The 16,150-nt window shown below is 72.3% G+C and carries 11 protein-coding genes; 7 read left to right on the forward strand and 4 right to left on the reverse strand.

What is annotated here, in order from left to right; translation table 11 throughout:
* Nucleotides 1-59: 59 nt before the first annotated feature.
* Nucleotides 60-389 carry a hypothetical protein gene (locus ACFWIC_RS22795; RefSeq protein ID WP_380519887.1) on the reverse strand — a complete coding sequence of 110 codons (330 nt, stop codon included), beginning with the start codon at nt 387-389 and terminating at the stop codon, nt 60-62.
* Between the two features lie 512 nt (nt 390-901).
* Between ACFWIC_RS22795 and ACFWIC_RS22800 the strand changes: the two genes are divergently transcribed.
* Nucleotides 902-2,377 carry a hypothetical protein gene (locus ACFWIC_RS22800; protein ID WP_380519888.1) on the forward strand — a complete coding sequence of 492 codons (1,476 nt, stop codon included), beginning with the start codon at nt 902-904 and terminating at the stop codon, nt 2,375-2,377.
* Between the two features lie 320 nt (nt 2,378-2,697).
* Here the strand turns inward: ACFWIC_RS22800 and ACFWIC_RS22805 are convergent, their stop codons facing one another.
* Nucleotides 2,698-4,188, reverse strand: coding sequence for an alpha/beta hydrolase family protein (locus ACFWIC_RS22805; RefSeq protein ID WP_380519889.1), 1,491 nt, complete (start codon nt 4,186-4,188; stop codon nt 2,698-2,700).
* A 515-nt stretch (nt 4,189-4,703) separates the two neighbouring features.
* On the opposite strand from ACFWIC_RS22805, the gene ACFWIC_RS22810 reads away from it, so the two are divergent.
* The 4 genes from ACFWIC_RS22810 (at nt 4,704) to ACFWIC_RS22825 (ending at nt 11,494) form a co-directional block, all read left to right on the forward strand.
* The gene (locus tag ACFWIC_RS22810; RefSeq protein ID WP_380360479.1) at nt 4,704-5,864 is read left to right on the forward strand and encodes a sensor histidine kinase; all 1,161 of its coding nucleotides are present in this window, start codon (nt 4,704-4,706) and stop codon (nt 5,862-5,864) included.
* Nucleotides 5,861-6,523: a response regulator gene (locus ACFWIC_RS22815; protein WP_380519890.1), complete on the forward strand. Its 663-nt coding sequence runs from the start codon at nt 5,861-5,863 to the stop codon at nt 6,521-6,523. Before ACFWIC_RS22810 ends, ACFWIC_RS22815 begins: the two co-directional genes overlap by 4 nt.
* A gap of 682 nt (nt 6,524-7,205) precedes the next feature.
* Nucleotides 7,206-9,206: a Stealth CR1 domain-containing protein gene (locus tag ACFWIC_RS22820; RefSeq protein WP_380519891.1), complete on the forward strand. Its 2,001-nt coding sequence runs from the start codon at nt 7,206-7,208 to the stop codon at nt 9,204-9,206.
* Nucleotides 9,207-9,418: 212 nt separating this feature from the next.
* The gene (locus ACFWIC_RS22825; protein WP_380360485.1) at nt 9,419-11,494 is read left to right on the forward strand and encodes a PIG-L family deacetylase; all 2,076 of its coding nucleotides are present in this window, start codon (nt 9,419-9,421) and stop codon (nt 11,492-11,494) included.
* 66 nt (nt 11,495-11,560) lie between these two features.
* On the opposite strand, the gene ACFWIC_RS22830 is transcribed toward ACFWIC_RS22825, so the two are convergent.
* Nucleotides 11,561-12,907, reverse strand: a complete 1,347-nt coding sequence (locus ACFWIC_RS22830; RefSeq protein WP_380519892.1) for an MFS transporter — start codon at nt 12,905-12,907, stop codon at nt 11,561-11,563.
* Between the two features lie 367 nt (nt 12,908-13,274).
* On the opposite strand from ACFWIC_RS22830, the gene ACFWIC_RS22835 reads away from it, so the two are divergent.
* Both ACFWIC_RS22835 and ACFWIC_RS22840 read left to right on the forward strand, forming a co-directional pair.
* Nucleotides 13,275-13,649 (forward strand): hypothetical protein, encoded by a 375-nt coding sequence (locus ACFWIC_RS22835; protein ID WP_380519893.1) that lies wholly within the window; start codon nt 13,275-13,277, stop codon nt 13,647-13,649.
* Between the two features lie 208 nt (nt 13,650-13,857).
* Nucleotides 13,858-14,376 (forward strand): DUF4240 domain-containing protein, encoded by a 519-nt coding sequence (locus ACFWIC_RS22840; protein WP_380519894.1) that lies wholly within the window; start codon nt 13,858-13,860, stop codon nt 14,374-14,376.
* A 349-nt stretch (nt 14,377-14,725) separates the two neighbouring features.
* On the opposite strand, the gene ACFWIC_RS22845 is transcribed toward ACFWIC_RS22840, so the two are convergent.
* Entirely contained in the window at nt 14,726-15,949 is a 1,224-nt protein-coding gene (locus ACFWIC_RS22845) for a phospholipase D-like domain-containing protein (protein WP_329875141.1), read from the reverse strand.
* Between the last annotated feature and the right edge of the window lie 201 nt (nt 15,950-16,150).

Below are 16,150 nucleotides of genomic sequence, written 5' to 3' on the forward strand. Positions count from 1 at the left end.
CGCGCGGTGAGTCGGGCTGACCGGCCCCTCGGTGGCACCGGGTGCCGAAGCGTGGGACATCACTCGACCACGGGGTCACCGCCCTGCCGCTCGCAGCCGAGGACTCCGACGACGGTCAGCTTCCCCGGCAGGTCCGGGTCGTCGGCCGAGCCGAGGAGCGCGCACTGCCAGACGGTGTCGGATTCCTTGTCCTCGATGCTTCCCGCGCCTTCGTAGCCGCTCGGACCGCCCGTGCAGCCCGAACCGGCCACGCGGTTGATGTCGTCGACCAGGACCGCCTGGCAGGTGTAGGCGGGCTCCGGCGCGGCGCTCGCCGAGCCGACGGCAGGGAGTGCAACCGCGGCGAGGAACGTGAGCGTGACCGTGCCGCGGGTGAGGTGGGTGCGCATGTCGTCTCCTGGGCGAAGCGGATGGATGCAGGTAGCGCCGATCCAATCAGCCGCCACGCGGGTGGAGCCGGGAAGCACCAGGTCGTGGGCGTTTCACCGAACACCGTCCGGTACCGGTGGCCGAGTCGGCGAGCTGCCCGAAGCACGGGAGACAGCGGGGGCCGCCCGTCTGCCGGCCGTTCCCGCTTGTCCGACTTCTGCCGCCCCGCCGTTCCGGCCGCACGGGGGCTCACCGGGTGCTCCGCCATGGGCGGAGTTCCCCGATTCCGTGAGCGGGGCGTGCGGGTGACGTCCCGTTCGGAGGGCCGGTCCCACGGCGGAGCGTGCGCGACTGGTGCACCGGTCCCGGGACATACGCGGGACCACGGCCTCATGTGGGTGCCGCGGTGAATTCCTAACGTAGGAGCACGCGTTGAGCGATCGGTTCGGGGATCCGGCCCGGCGCTCCCCGCTCCTCGGGCCGGGTCCCTTCCCGGCTCGTGTGTTCGGCACAGAACCACCGGAGGTCCCAGATGAGTTGGAACCAGTTCGTGCTTGCGTCGGCCGGCGGTTCGTCGCTGTCGAGCCGGGTCGCCGCGGTCTCCCGGATCGACGGAAGCATGGAGGTTTGGTGGGTCGCCTCGGACGGCTCGGTCCAGGGGGCGTACTGGTACGACGGGTCGCCGTGGCGGCGCTACCAGCTCGCGTCGCCCGGCAGTGCCTCCGCCAACGGCGGCATCGCGGCCGTCTCGCGCATCCCCGGGAGCATGGAGGTCTTCTTCGTCGGCGGGAACGGTTCGGTGCAGGACCGGTTCTGGTACGAGGGCGGCACGTGGCAGGGGTTCGAGTTGGCCCCGCCCGGCAGTGCCTCCGTCACCGGCGGCATCGCGGCCGTCTCGCGCATCCCCGGCAGTATGGAGGTCTTCTTCGTCGGGGCCAACGGCTCCGTGCAGGACCGGTACTGGTACGAGGGAAGTGCCTGGCAGGGGTTCGAACTCTCGGCCCCCGGAACCGCGTCGACCATCGGGGGGATCGCTGCGGTCTCGCGGATTCCCGGGAGCATGGAGGTCTTCTTCGTCGGCGGGAACGGTTCGGTGCAGGACCGGTTCTGGTACGAGGGCGGCGCGTGGCAGGGGTTCGAGCTCTCCCCTCCGGGCAGTGCCTCCGTCACCGGCGGCATCGCTGCGGTTTCGCGGATTCCCGGCAGTATGGAGGTCTTCTTCGTCGGCGGGAACGGTTCGGTGCAGGACCGGTTCTGGTACGAGGGCGGCACGTGGCAGGGGTTCGAGCTGGCTCCCGCCGGTAGCGCCTCCACCCACACCGGTGTCGCTGCGGTCTCGCGGATTCCCGGCAGTATGGAGGTCTGGTTCGTCGGGCCCAACGGCTCGATGCAGGACCGGTTCTGGTACGAGGGCAGCGCGTGGCAGGGGTTCGAGCTGGCCCCGCCCGGCAGTGCCTCCGTCACCAGCGGCATCGCGGCCGTCTCCCGGATCCCCGGGAGCATGGAGCTCTGGTTCGTCGGTGGCGACGCCTCCGTCCGGGACCACTTCTGGTACGACACGTCGAGCAGGAACTTCGACCAGGACGTCACCACCGACATCGCGATCGGAGGTTCGGCGCACGTCGTGATGCGCCAGGACGGCTTCTTCTCGTTCAGCACGCACGCGCACGACAGCGGCTTCGACAACATCGACTACACGATCAGCGCCGCCGTGATGACGCCGGACGGGACCGTGTTCACCTTCCAGCACTCCGGCCACACCGAGGGAACCGTCGCCGGCCTCCCCTTCGGCACGCCGGACCGCAACGACGACTTCACGTTCGTGGGCAACAACCCGCAGATCACCGAGAAGTGGGACGGCATCCTCCACGGCACCTTCAAGGCCGACCTGGATGCGACGGACACCCTCGCGGCCGGCGTCACGGGAGCCCTCGGCGACCTCGTGAAGGCGATCGTGTCCGCGGCGGGCAAGGCCGCGGCCGAGGCGGTCATCAAGCTCGTGTCCTGACCCCCGGACCGCCCTGACCCCAAGCGCCCTGGGCCGCCCCGCCCCGAACCGCCGCGCCCCGGGCCGGCCCGCCCCGAACCGCCCCGCTCCGAACCGTCGGCCCGGCTCCGTTCCCAGGAGCCGGGCCGGTGCGCGGTGCCACCAGGGGTCCTTGTGTCCCCCGACCCGGGTGGTGTCGCTCTGCCCGGCGCGCTCGTCGTGATTCCCGAGGGTGACCAAGGGTCTGGCGGGAACGGGGGAACGAACGGGAACGGGCCCGGCGTGGTGCCGTGGCCCGTTCCGCTCTCGCCCGGAGGCCGTACGTGTCCGGCGACGGCTGATCAGGGCCGCTGGACGGGGCGGTGGACGGTGAGGTCGCCGTAGGCCGGCAGGACGCCCGCCAGGTCGCCGGGCTTCTCCTTCAGGACGGTGTCGAGGAAGGCGAGGGTGGCTGCGGCGACGATGCGCGGGCTCTCGGTGCGGCCCAGGGAGCCGACGATCGCGGGCACGGGCGGCAGGTACAGGGGGCCGTCCATGAACGTGAGGTGCGCGGCGCCGGGGACGGTGAGCCGGTAGCTCGTCGCGGTGGCGGACCCGAGGGCCTCGGTGAGGCGGGGGAGGTAGCGCGAGTCGGTTCCGGGGGTGACGGCCTGGGTGAGTGCGAGCGCCGGCTGGGTGAGCGAGGGGGAGGTGGGGCCGTGGGGGTAGCCGTCGAGATCGACGACGGCGTCGAACCGGCGGTCGTTCCGGGCCGCCTGCAGGGCGGCGGCGCCACCCATGGAGTGGCCGGTCACCGCGGCCCGGCCGGTGTCCAGACGTCCGTTCAGCGGGTCGGTGGTCTCACCCCGGTCCAGACCCTCCAACCGGGTGAGGACGAAGCCGAGGTCGGCGGCCCGGACCGCCGTCCAGCCGGCGGCCAGCTCCTCGTCCTTGTCCCGGTCGCCGCTGGAGGAGATCTCGGTGGTGATCGTCCGGCCGTCGGCGAGGACGACGGCGGAGGAGTCGTACGGGTGGTCGAGGGCGGCGACCACGTAGCCGTGGCTGGCCAGTTCCTCCGCCCAGGCGGTGTTCTGGGTGCGTACGCCGCCCGACCCGGGAGAGAACAGCACGACGGGGAACCGTCCCCCCGTCCCCTCGACGGGGGCGTCGACGACCGCATGGGTGCGGGCACGCGGAACGCCGTCGATCAGGAAGCCCGGTAGGCCGACCCCGTGGGCGAGGGCGTCGGAGACGGTGCGCGCCTCCTGTTCCGTGCGTCCGAGGTACTGGGCGCGCTGCGTCCCTGCGGGGCTCCTCCGGGCGGGGTACCAGAGCTGGACCACGACGGTGCGCAGGTCGTCCGGATCGGCGGTGAAGGTCTCGGGGCGGCGCGGGTCGGTCCACTGCACCACGCGGGTGCCGACCGCGAAGTCGCCGGACGGTTCGGGGAACACGGGTACGGGGAAGGCCCAGGCGGCCACCGGGCCGCAGGAGATCAGACCGATGCAGGCCGCCGATCCCGGCAACGCCAGCCACCAGCGGGCCCGCCGCGCCGGCCTGGCGGTTCGGCGTCGTAGCAGGGGGGAGACGGCGAAGGGCAGCGCGAGGGCGGCGCCCGCCAGGACCGGCACGACCTGCCAGCGGATCCCCGCCGCACTCACGGCCGTCGCGGACAGCAGGAGGAGCGCGCCCGCCGCGATCGTGACGCGTGGGCGGGCGGCGGGGGGTATCCAGCGCGCCACCACCAGGACGACGGCGCTCAGTACGGCAAGGACTTCCGGAAGGGACATGTTCAGTCCCGGGATGATCTCGTTCACCCGGCCATACTCGGCGCCGGGCATGCGTCGCCACATCGCTCCCGGGTCGCCGCCGTGTGCGACCGGGGTCGCAATCCGCGGCGGGTCCGCGTGCCACCGGAGCAGCAGTCGAGCGCGCCGGACGGGTGGCCGCTTTGCGACCCCGGGAGGTAACGGGACTCCTCCTGGGGTCGTACGTCGCCACGGCTCCCTCCGACGGTGGACTCATGTGCTCCGTGGGGCCGGCGGCCTACGGTGGCAGGGCTGCGGTACGTGCCGGGCAGCGCGAGGCGCACGTTCCCCGTGACCCGCCCCGATCCGGTGGTGCGCGCCGGCGGCCCCGGCCGGGGCCGCCCTTGATGCCGAATCGACAGGGACGTGTGATGACCGAGGTGGCTGCGGAACCCGGCAAGGCCCACCGGGTACGCCACCGGGACCGGGACCACACCCGCGACCGGGACCAGGTACGGGACCGCGTACGGGCGCGGGAGCGGGTGCCGGTGCGACGGGCGCGGGCAGGCTCCCGGCCCCCCGGGGACACCGGCCCGACCTCCGCACGAGCGGAGCGACCGGTGACGGCAGCCAGGCGCCGGGGCTCCCGGCTGCCGCCCACGGCATGGGACTCGCTGCTGCCGACGCTCCTCCTCCTCAACGTCGTCACCACCCGTGCGCCGCAGGAACTGCCGACCGACCTGGCCCTCACCGCCGCCCTCGCGCTGCCCCTGGTGTGGCGACGCCGGGCCCCGCTCGCCGTGTTCGGCGCCGTGACCGCGGCAGCCTTCGTCCAACTGCTGGTGGACGTCCAACTGCCCGCCGACATCGCCCTGCTGGTGGCCCTCTACACGGCGGCCGCGCACACGGGCCGGCGCGGCACGCTCGTCGCCGCCGCCGTCGTGGAGGCAGGCGCCCTCCTGGCCTGCCTGCGCTGGGCCTCGGAAGGCGCGTTCCTCACCCCCTTCGTCGCGCTCACCGCGATGGCCGTCGCCGCCGCCGTCCTCGGGGTGAACGTGCGGACCTCGCGCGCCTTCCTCGCGGCTCTGGAGGAGCGGGCCGCACGCCTGGAGCAGGAACAGGAACAGCAGGCCCGGCTGGCCGTGGCCGAGGAACGGACCCGCATCACCCGGGAGATGCACGACATCGTCACCCACAACCTGTCCGTCATGGTCGCGCTCACCGACGCCGCCGTCTACGCGCAGCACCGGGCACCCGACAAGACCACCACCGCGATGCTCCAGGTCTCCGAGACGGGCCGCCAGGCCCTGACCGACATGCGGCGCTCGCTGGGCCTCCTACGGACCGACGAACCGGACGCGGAGCGCCACCCGCTGCCGGGCATCGCCCAACTGGAGACCCTCGCGGACCAGATGTGCACGGCCGGGCTGCCGACCCGCCTCGAAGTCCGGGGCGGCCACACCCACATCCCCGCCACCGCCCAACTCACCGTCTACCGCCTGGTACAGGAAGCCTTGACCAACGCCCTCAAGCACACCCCCACCGGCACCCACGCGACGGTCCGGATACAGTGCTCGGCCGAGACCGTCACCGTGGACGTCACGGACAGCGGTCCCGGCCGGCCGCCCGGCGCCGCGACACCCTCCGGCCACGGCATCCCCGGCATGCGCGAGCGTGCGACCGCCTACGGGGGGAGGCTGCGGGCCGGACCGCTCCCGGGCGGCGGCTGGGGAGTCCACACCCGTCTCCTCCTCGACAGCAGCGGAGCGGCGTCCGCATGACGATCCGCATCCTGATCGCCGACGACGAGGCGCTGCTCCGGATGGCCTTCGGCACGGTCCTGGAGGCCCAGCCCGACATGGCACCGGTCGGCGAAGCCGCGGACGGCCTCCAGGCCGTCCGCCTCGCCCGGGAACTGCGCCCCGACGTCGTCCTCATGGACGTCCGGATGCCCGGGACCGACGGGATCGAGGCGACCCGGCAGGTCATCGAGGTCTCCCCGCAGACCAGGGTGCTGATCCTCACCACCTTCGACCTGGACGAGTACGCCTTCGCCGGACTCAACGCGGGAGCCTCGGGCTTCCTGCTGAAGAACACCAGGCCCGAGGAGTTCCTCACCGCGATACGCAGCATCGCCGCAGGCGACGCGGTGGTCTCCCCGCGGATCACCCGACGCCTGCTGGAGAGCCTCCGCCCACACCTGCCCGACGGCGGCAGCACCGAGTGCGACGAGCGGCTGGGCCGGTTGAGCGCCCGTGAACGCGAGGTGCTCGTCCAGGTGGGCCGCGGCCTGTCCAACACCGAGATCGCGGCCACCCTCCACCTCGCGGAGGCGACCGTGAAGTCCCATCTGGGGCGCATCCTGCACAAGCTCGAACTCCGCGACCGGATACAGGCCGTGGTCTTCGCCTACGAGAGCCGCCTCATCCACCCGGCGTGACACGGTTCACTCGGCGTGACCTCGGCGCCGCAGCCCCGACGGCGGCGTCTTCGGCCCGTGGTGTCGGCCCGTGGTGTCGGCCCGTGGTGACCGGGAGGGCCCTCAAGTGCGGTGCACCGAACGGCGGCTGCGGATCGTGATCACGGTCGTCCGGACGGGGTCTGCCGGAGCCTGCCGGGGTCTGCCGGGGATGATCGGCGCCGAGCGGGCGTGGCCGTCCGCGTCCGGTGTCCCGGCCGTCGGCGCCGCCCGGCCTGCCGCGCCCCGCCCTGCGGCGGCCTCTACCCCCTGCGGGGCGCCAACGCCCAAAGGGGTGATCCACGGCCCAATCCGCATGATTACCCACGATGGCTGCGAGTTGGACACTCAATCATGAACTCTGAAAAGCGAATCCATATCGGACATATTAATCGCATTCACCTGCACTGCCGGAAGCGGCGCCGAGTGGTTGTCAGATCCTTGCCAACTCGACTAGGTAATCGATGTGCAGGCGTGTACGATCCCTTCACGTCGGCTTCACCCGTGCCCAGAAAGTCCGGGGAGGAGCTGTCTTCATGGTCGTGTGGCATGTGCGAACCACTCCCGACACTCTCATTGCGATGCAGAGCAGGAAGGAATTCCTGATGCTGCATCCCTTTTTGATCCCGCAGCTGACAGCGGGATTCCCGGGAAAAGAGTTTGCATGTCGATCCGTCAAATATCCATCTCCTCGGCGGTTCGCGCGCTGCTGACCATTGCTCCTCCCTGCCCGCTCGCCACCGCACAGTTCGAGTCCGGAGCAGTGGATCCGCGGCAGGTGGAGGGCGCCGTGGGCGAGGCCGTGCAGCGGGAGGAATCGCAGATTCCGGATGAGGCGGCCGCCGAAGCCGCAGAACCCCGGGAACCGGCCGTGCTGACGGCACCGGATCTGATGGTGTGGGCACGGCGTGAGCGTGAGGAGGAGTTGCTCGGCTCGCTCGCCGGCGTCACCCGGTACCGGGACCACGTCGTCGAGTCGCACAGGGGCCTGTTGCCCGACGCCCGCCGCAACGGCAACCTGGCCGAGGTGGCCGATGCGCTGGAGGAGACCGGCGTCGCGTACGGTCTGGTGCCCGGCCGGCGTCTGCGCCACCGACTGGCGATCGCGCCGGGTGACCGGGCGGCGGCGGTTCGCGCCCTGGCCGCGGCGTTCGCCGGCCAGGCGGTCTACGCCGACCTGCTGGAACACGGCCGTACGCTGGGCACCGTCCTGGCCGAGCAACTGCCCGGCGCCCTCACCGCGTTCGAGGTGCCTCCGGCCCCGCCCCGGGCAACTGCGGACACCCGGGACGGCTCCGGCCACACCGCATCCTCCGCCGGTGCCGACGAGGACGGCCGACAGGACGCGGACACGGATGCCGATGAGCAGTCGCCCCCGGACCGGGTGAAGGGCGTACGGGTCTACCGGCCCGCCGCCGTCGGCTCCCTGCTGTACGGTCCCGAGATCGGCTGCGACGTCGAGTTCTGGGACTCCGCAGCCCCCTCGCCGGGCGCGATCGCCTCGATCGGCGAGACCCCGTTCGGCTGGTGGGTGCCCTCCCTCGCGGCCACCGCCACCGCCACGGTGGCCGGCCGGACCTATCCACTGCTCGACGTCTTCGCCACCGCCCTGCCCGACCAGGTCGACTTCCCGGTCGACGCCGTGATCACCTGGGTGGACGACTCCGACCCCGCCTGGCAGGAACGCCGGGCCGCCGCACGAGCCCGACTGGCCCACACCGCCGCGCCCATCGCGCCGGAGGACGGCGTGGCCGCCAGCGGCATCGCGGGCGACGCCGACCAGCGCTTCCGCAACCGCGACGAACTCAGGTACTGCCTGCGCGCGCTCGCCTCCCACGCGCCGTGGATCCGCCGCATCTTCCTGGTCACCGACGACCAGGTCCCGCACTGGCTGGACACCGGCCGACCGGGCCTGACCGTCGTGTCGCACCGCGAACTGTTCTCCGGCACCGGCGCCGACGGGGTGTTCAACTCCCACGCCATCGAAACCCGGCTGCACCTCCTCCCCGAGCTCGCCGAGCACTTCCTCTACATCAACGACGACGTCTTCCTCGGCCGCGCCCTGGTCCCGGAGGACTTCTTCCTCGGCAACGGCATGCCGAGGTACTTCCCGGACAATCGGATCATCCCGCCCGGCGAAGCCGCACCGGACGACTCCGTCTACGCCGCCGCCCAGAAGAACACCCGGACGACCCTGGCCACCGCCGTGGGCAAGACCTACCCGCGCACCCTCAAGCACGCCCCGCACCCGCTGCTGCGCAGTGTGCTGGCAGAGAGCGCGGAGCGGTTCGCGGCCGAGTTGCACGACACCGTCCGCTCGGCGTTCCGGGCGGCCACCGACCTCGCCCCGGTCACCCTGGCGGTCCACTACGCCCATGCGACCGCCCGCACCGTGGAAGGACACCTCTACGACGGCTACTTCGTCACCGACAGCACCGAGGACCTCGCCGGGCTCGCACAGTTGCAGGAGGAACGCTGGGCGGACTACTTCTGCCTCGCGGACGGCACCCGGGACCTTCTGTCGCCGCAGGAACAGGACGCGGCCGTCACGGGCTTCCTCCAGGACTACTTCCCCGTTCCCTCGCCTTTCGAGGTGTCCGAACCGGCCCCCGCAACAGACAGATCGGGGCAGCCCGCACACCGAACCGCACCAGCATCCGTGTGACCTCGTACTCGCCCCGGCGGGGAGACCTTCGGGCGCCGAGGCGGCCCGGCATTCCGGATGGGTGGCGGACCCGCGCCGACCCGGTACCGGCGGCCGGCGGCTTTCGCGCCTGACGACAATGCGATAATTCCCCCGGTCAACGCCCCGAGGGCGGACGCATCCGGCGTTTGCGGGGAACGGGGTACAGGGTGGGGCGGGTAACGACGGCTGCGGTGGCCCTGGTCGTCGCGGTGTCGCAGACGTGGACTGTCCCGCCCGCACCGTCCTCCGCACCGGACGGCGCGTCAGGGCCGCCGACCGCGCGCCCCGACGGTCGGCCGGCGACGGTCGTCCAGATCGTCGCGCATCAGGACGACGACCTGCTCTTCATGAATCCGGACCTGTCCAGCAGCATCCGGGCCGGCTTCGAGGTGACCACCGTCTACATCACCGGCGGCGCCGCCGGGGCCGGGGCGGCGTATGCCGCCCACCGGCAGGACGGCATCCGGCTCGCCTACGCCCGGATGGCGGGCGAGGCGGCCGGAACCGGGGCCGGCGGCTGCGCCGACGATCCGGGGGCGGCCTGCTGGGACCGGGAGGACTACCGGCCCGTGCCGGGCGGTCCGGTCGCCGAGCGCTTCACCCTGCGGGCCGACCGGTCGTTGCAGCTCGTCTTCCTCAGCCTCCCCGAGTACGCGGATTCGGCCTACCTGGGCGGGAACGCCCTGCGCCGGTTGTGGGAGAGTCGGGACAGCGCCAAGCCCGCCGAGACGACGACGCTGGACATGGACGGGCCCGCCACCCTGTGGCCGCAGGTCTACAACGGTGCGCGGCTCATCGACGTCCTGCGGGCCGTGCTGGTCGACCAGGACCCCACGCTGGTGCGGGTGCAGGATCCGGCGCCGGACCCGACGCTCTGGAACCACCACGCGGAGCACGACCACCCGGACCACATCTCCGCCGCGTGGTTCGCGGACGCGGCCGTCGCGGCCTACACGGCGACCGGACGCAGGGGGGTGGTGGTCGAGCACTACCGCGACTACAACACCTGGTCCTCCCCGGCCGTCCTCCCTTTCACGGAGACCGCCACCAAGCAGGCCACCTTCCGTACCTACACCGAGCGGGACGCCAACATCCCCACCGGAGCAGCCTTCGCCGTGAGCCCGTACGCGAGTTGGCAATCCAGACAGTACCTGCGCTACCCGCGCTCCACCCAGGCGGTGGCCGCCGACCGCACGGGCGCGCTGCACGCCTTCGCGGTGGAGAGCGGCTCGCTCCACGAGTGGGCCGAGGACGCGGACAAGACGTGGCAGGGCCCGGTCGTGGACGGCGGCCCCGGGGGGCCGCTGGCGGCCGGTGTGACGGTGGCCCGCCGCCAGGACGGCGGGCTGGAGGTGTTCGGCCAGCGCTCGGACACCGGCGAGATCGTCTCCCGTGTGCAGGGTCCCGCCGGCGGGTGGGTCTGGCACAGCCACGGCAGCCCCGACGTCGTCGCGGGCCCGCAGACCTCCAAGCTCGCCAATCGTGCCCTCCAGGTGAGTGTGCCCGTCGTGACCGCCGACGGAGACGGACGGCTGCAGATGTTCGTCCGCAACCGGAGCGGCGGCATCAGCACCAAGGGACAGACCGCACCGAACGGGGCATGGAGCAACTGGGCCGAGCTCGGGGGGACCGGAGTGCAGGGCGCTCCCACGGCCGTGACCACCCACGACGGGCGGATCGAGGTGTTCGCCGTCACCGTCAAAGCCGCCTCGCGCCCGAGGGTGCTGCACTGGTCCCAGCCCGAGCCCGACGGTGCCCTGGTTCTCGACCGCGACTTCCCGGACATCGCCCCGGTCGGCGGCATCAGCGTGGCCACGACGTCCGGAGGTCGACTGGCCCTGTACTACCGGCAGGTCTCGGGTACCGACCCGGTGCCCGGGCGGAACGCGTACTCCTACACGATGAGCCTCGTCCAGGCCGCACCGGACGGTCGGTGGACGCCCGGGGCCGGGCCGGTCGGCAACGGACCCGATCACGGCGGCACCGGTGAACCGGCCGTCGTGTCCCCGGGCGCCACGACCGAGCGGCGAACGGTGGTGGCCGTGCGCAACAGGAACGGCGGGCTCAGCGTCAACCGCCAGGGCACCGACGGCCGGTTCGGTGACTGGACCGACCTCGGCGGCTTCGTGGTCGGGGTGCCGGCCGCGGGAGTCGACCGCGACGGCCTCACGGACCTGGTGGTGCTCGGCCCGGACGGCCGTCTCCACCACAACCGGCAGCGGACGGACGGCTCGTTCGGCGCGTGGAGCAGCGTCGGAGATCCCTGATCCCCCTACGGTCGTCCCAGCCGGTCGACCCCGGGCGGGAGAAAGCTGTACCGCCCGGGGGCGCGGCTATTTCTCTGCGGCCCGGCGTTGGGCGGCGGCGAGTACCAGGGCGGCCGTGCAGGCGAGCAGTGCTGCCACGATCACGGCCGCCCAGCCGCGTCGGAAGCCGTCCAGCGCGGCCTGTGGCCCGTCGGGGGTGCCGATCAGGCTGACCGTCAGCGCTACGCCCACCACCGCGCCGATCTGCCGGGCCATCGTGGTGATCGCCGAGCCGGTGGCGAAGCGGGTGGGCGGCAGCGCCGCCGCGGCGGAGCCGACGAGGGTGGGCAGGGTCAGCCCCACGCCCAGGCCGGTGAGCAGCAGTCCGGGCAGCAGTTCGGTGGTGTAGCCGGGCCGGACTCCGATGGTGGCGGTCCACCAGCCGATGCCTGCGGCGAAGAGCAGGGTGCCGAGCGCGGCCAGCCGTCCGGGGCCGAGCCTGCGTACCAGCGCGGCGCTGCCCAGCGCGACCGGCGGTACCAGCAGCGGTCCGGGGGCGATGGCGAGGCCGGTGCGCAGCGCCGAGTACTCCCAGACCTGCTGGCACCACAGGACCGAGGTGAGCAGCATGCCGGCGAAGGCGAGGGTGAACAGCAGCGCTGCGGTGTTGGCGGCGGCGAAGCTGGGCACGCGCAGCAGGGGCAGTTCGATGATGGGGGCGTGGTGGTGCGCCGAGCGGCGCAGGAACCAGCCGGTCAGCAGGGCGGCTGCGAGCAGGCTGCCCAGGACTCGGGGTGAGCCCCAGCCCCATTCGTCGCCCTTGACCAGGGCCACGGCGAGGGTGGCGATGGCGGCGGTGAGCAGTGCGGCGCCGAACAGGTCAGGCAGTGGTCCGTCCTCCTTGCCGCGCAGCCCGGGCAGTACGCGGGCCCCTGCGGCGATGGCGGCGATGCCGACCGGGACGTTGGCGAGGAATATCCAGCGCCAGTCGGTCTCGACCAGCAGTCCGCCGAGGACCGGTCCGAGTCCGGCGGCGATCCCGCCGATCGAGGCCCAGGCCCGGACGGCGCCGGGGCGTTCGGCCGGGGGAGTGGCATCCAGCAGCAGCGCCAGTGAGGTCGGCATCAGCGCGGCCGCGCCCGCCGCCTGGACCACCCGGGCGGCGTCGAGCCAACCGACGGACGGGGCGAGCGCGCAGAGCGCGGAGGCGACGGTGAAGACGGTCAGTCCGGCGAGGAACACCGTCCGGTGGCCGATGCGGTCCGCCAGCCGTCCGGCGGGGACCAGCAGCGCGGCGAAGACGATGGCGTAGCCGTTCAGCACCCAGGACAGGGTGGTAAGGCTGCTGCCGTGGAAGTGCTGCTGCATCGCCGGGACGGCGACGTTGACGATGAACAGGTCGAGGTTCGAGACGAAGACCGCGGCGGCGACCACCAGGAACGCGGCCCGGCGGTGGGGCCGGTCCCGGTCGGTCGGTGCGCCTACTGGGTTTGATATTCCAACTATGTCCACGGGGCGGAACGCTAGCGGTAGTGGGTTTGAATCCGCAACCTGGGTGGCAGGCCGGTGGAGTGGTCCCGCTCCGTCGCAGCCGCGCGGGCTGCGAGGTCGCGCCCGTCCACGGTCCACGGGGGCCGGAGCCGCGAACCCGTCGGTGCGGAAGGCGGAGAGTCCTCCTCGTGATCGCGCACGTGAAGTGCGGTGGCCTCCGTCGGGGGCGGGGCCGGATCGACGGAGATTCCCGGCGACACGGCGTCTCGATTGGTCCAGGGTCCGGTGCGAAAGCAGATCTTCCTCTGCGGTGATCGTGGTCTGGTGTGAGAAGGGATGCGGCGGCCCGGCAATGACGTATGAGCCGAAGGCCTGGTACGGCGCCAGAACCTTCTATCGATGGCCGACTTCGGAGAACCGGCCCTACGAGGAACGTGTTGTGCTGTTCCGGGCGCGGTCGCTCGACGAGGCGGTCGAACTGGCCGAGCGGGAATCGGCCGAGTACGCAGGGGAGAGCGGCTTCGAAGTCCTCGACATGGTGCAGGTCTACCGGATCTGCGACGGCGACGAGGAGGTGGGCGCAGGTACGGAAGTGTTCTCCGTGCTGCATGCACTCGACCTTCCGGCGCACGAATTCCTCGACCGCTACGACTCGGGACCGGCACACACTCGAATCTGTGAGTGATGTCGTTCCCGGTGTTCGGTCCGGTAGCAGGTGAGCTCGTCTCCTCGGCCGGTCCGGGCGAGTTCGAGGACGTCGTGCGGCCGAGGAGCGCCGGGGCGTCGAGGCCGGGCTCCGGTCACCGTGCCCCGGCCTGTCGGACCGACGTGGCAGGATCTGTGCCGGAACACCCCGACAGCCCGACAGCCCGACCGAGAGCGAAGCGCGCCCCGTGAACCCCGTCTCCGAGCAGTACCGGCCCGCCATGTCCTGGGACCGCTTCTGGAAACTCGTCGAACGGCTCGGGGTGGCCGAGGACGGCCGCGTGAACTGCGCCGACCTGGACGACGCCTGCGAGGACCTCGCCGCCGTCCTTGCCGAGGAGCCGGTCGAGCAGATCCTCGGCTTCGGCGAGCGCATCGCGGAGGCGCTCTTTACCCTCGACCGCGCGGAGTTCGGCACCCTCCCGGTCCTCGGCATGACCGAGCCGGGCGGTTCCCCCTTCCCCCAGTCCGACGACGGCTTCCTCTACTCGCGTGCCGCCGTCGTCGCCGCCGGCCGCCGCACCTACGAGAGCGTCCTCGGCCACCCCGAGCGTTTCGCCCCCTTCGCCGACCTGCACGCCGAGGCCGTCCTCTACATCCACGAGGAGGCGTACGAGCAGGCCACCGGCGAGCAGTGCGGGCACGTGACCTTCCACGACTACGAGACCTGCTCGAACGAAGCCGGCTGGCCCAGGGTGTTCGCATGACGGCAACGGGCGCCGGCGCCACTCCGGCCGGCTCTGCCGGCATGCACGGAACGACCTGCCCGCGTTGTGAGGAGGCGGCGGACGTCAGCGTGTTCCGGGAGAACCGCAGGCCGGCCGCCCGGGGGTAGCGACGCCCTGTCCGACGGGGAACCACCCTGCCCCCTCGGGTAGTTGGACAGGCCGACCCGGTCGGTCGCCGGCCGCGACGGCGTCCCGGACGTCCCGGCCCCGAGGCAGCGGACATGCACCCCGGACGAGGTCCGGCGGACACCGGCGCCGTCCGAAGTGCCGCGGAACGGGCTGTTGGAACGGGCAGTCGGAACGGGACCGGGCCGGGCGTGCGCGGGAGTCAGAGGAACCGGCGGATGGGTTGGACGGCCAGTTCGCGGGCCCGCTGCAGGACGGGCCGCCTCTTCCACCGGCCGGCGCTGATCGGCTCGCTCAGCGCGACGTCCTCCTCGAAGTGCTGGTCGAGGAGCGCGGTGAACCGCGCGTCGAGGACGGCGAGCATGACCTCCTCGTCGTGGTCGAGGGAGCGGCGGTTGAAGTTGGTCGACCCGATCAGCGAGGCCACGCGGTCGACGGTGATGACCTTGGCGTGCATCATCGTCGGCTGGTACTGGTAGATCTTCACGCCGCAGGCGGTCAGGGCCTCGTAGTGGTGCTGGCCGGCCAGCTGGCAGACCCGCTTGTCGGTGAACGGTCCCGGCAGCAGGATCTCCACCTCCACTCCGCGGCGGGCAGTGGCGCAGAGCAGCTCGATGAAGTAGGTGTCGGGGGAGAAGTACGCGGTGCAGAGCCGGAAGCGTTCCTCGGCGGATTCCAGCATGACCCGCATCAGGGTCTGCATGTCCTGCCAGCCGAAGCTGGCCGAGCCGCGTACGACCTGCACGATCGCGTCGCCCTGCGGGCGGTGGTCGATGAACCGGTCGCGCTCGTCGAAGAGCTCGTCGTGGCACTCCGCCCAGTTCTGTGCGAACGCCGCAGCGAGACCGTCCACGGCAGGCCCGCGGACCTCCACGTGCGTGTCGCGCCACTCGTGCTCGTTGCGCGCGTTGCCGCACCACTCCTCGGCGATTCCCACCCCGCCGGTGAACGCGCTCTCCTCGTCGACGACGAGGACCTTGCGGTGGCAGCGGTGGTTCTGCTTGAGCGGCGAGAGGTACAGCGGCTTGCGGAACCAGGCCACCTGTACGCCGGCCCGCTCCATCGCGCCGAGCTGATCCGCCTCGATCAGCCGGCTGCCGAAGCCGTCCAGCAGCAGCCGCACCCGCACGCCGGCCCGGGCCCGCTCGGCGAGCGCCTGGGCGAAGTCACGGGCGATGTCGCCCTTCCAGTACACGAACGTCATCATGTCCACCGTGTGCCGGGCACGGCGGATCCCGGCCAGCATGGCGGCGAAGATCTCGTCCCCGTTGCGCAACGGCGTCAGTGCGTTGCCCTCGGTCGCCGCGATCCCGATCAGGCGCTCCAGGCGCCGGCGTATCCGCGCCGTAGGCTCCTCGGCGGACGGCAGGCCCGGGGCTCCGAGGGCCCTCGAATCCGGTTCGGGCGGTTCCTGTGTACTGATCATGACATCCTCTGGCCCGGACGAGAAGGAAACGGTTGGCGGTAGCCGCGCCCGGTTCGGCGCGGGCCGAACGGCGGGGCTGAACGGCTAGGCGACTGTACCCGGCGACCCGGCCCGGAGCCCCGTCCGGACCGCGGACGTGGGGGGGGGGGGGGGGGCGGGGTCTGGGGGGGGGGGGGGCCCCCCCACACCACAAGAGGGCGG

This window comes from Kitasatospora sp. NPDC127035 (assembly GCF_042726075.1).
Taxonomy (GTDB): domain Bacteria; phylum Actinomycetota; class Actinomycetes; order Streptomycetales; family Streptomycetaceae; genus Kitasatospora.

Excerpts from the sequence above, each read along its gene's own strand:
- ACFWIC_RS22805 (WP_380519889.1), bottom strand. The coding sequence starts at position 4,188 with ATGTGGCGACGCATGCCCGGCGCCGAGTATGGCCGGGTGAACGAGATC.
- ACFWIC_RS22845 (WP_329875141.1), bottom strand. The coding sequence starts at position 15,949 with ATGATCAGTACACAGGAACCGCCCGAACCGGATTCGAGGGCCCTCGGA.
- ACFWIC_RS22795 (WP_380519887.1), bottom strand. The coding sequence starts at position 389 with ATGCGCACCCACCTCACCCGCGGCACGGTCACGCTCACGTTCCTCGCC.
- ACFWIC_RS22800 (WP_380519888.1), top strand. The coding sequence starts at position 902 with ATGAGTTGGAACCAGTTCGTGCTTGCGTCGGCCGGCGGTTCGTCGCTG.
- ACFWIC_RS22815 (WP_380519890.1), top strand. The coding sequence starts at position 5,861 with ATGACGATCCGCATCCTGATCGCCGACGACGAGGCGCTGCTCCGGATG.
- ACFWIC_RS22820 (WP_380519891.1), top strand. The coding sequence starts at position 7,206 with ATGTCGATCCGTCAAATATCCATCTCCTCGGCGGTTCGCGCGCTGCTG.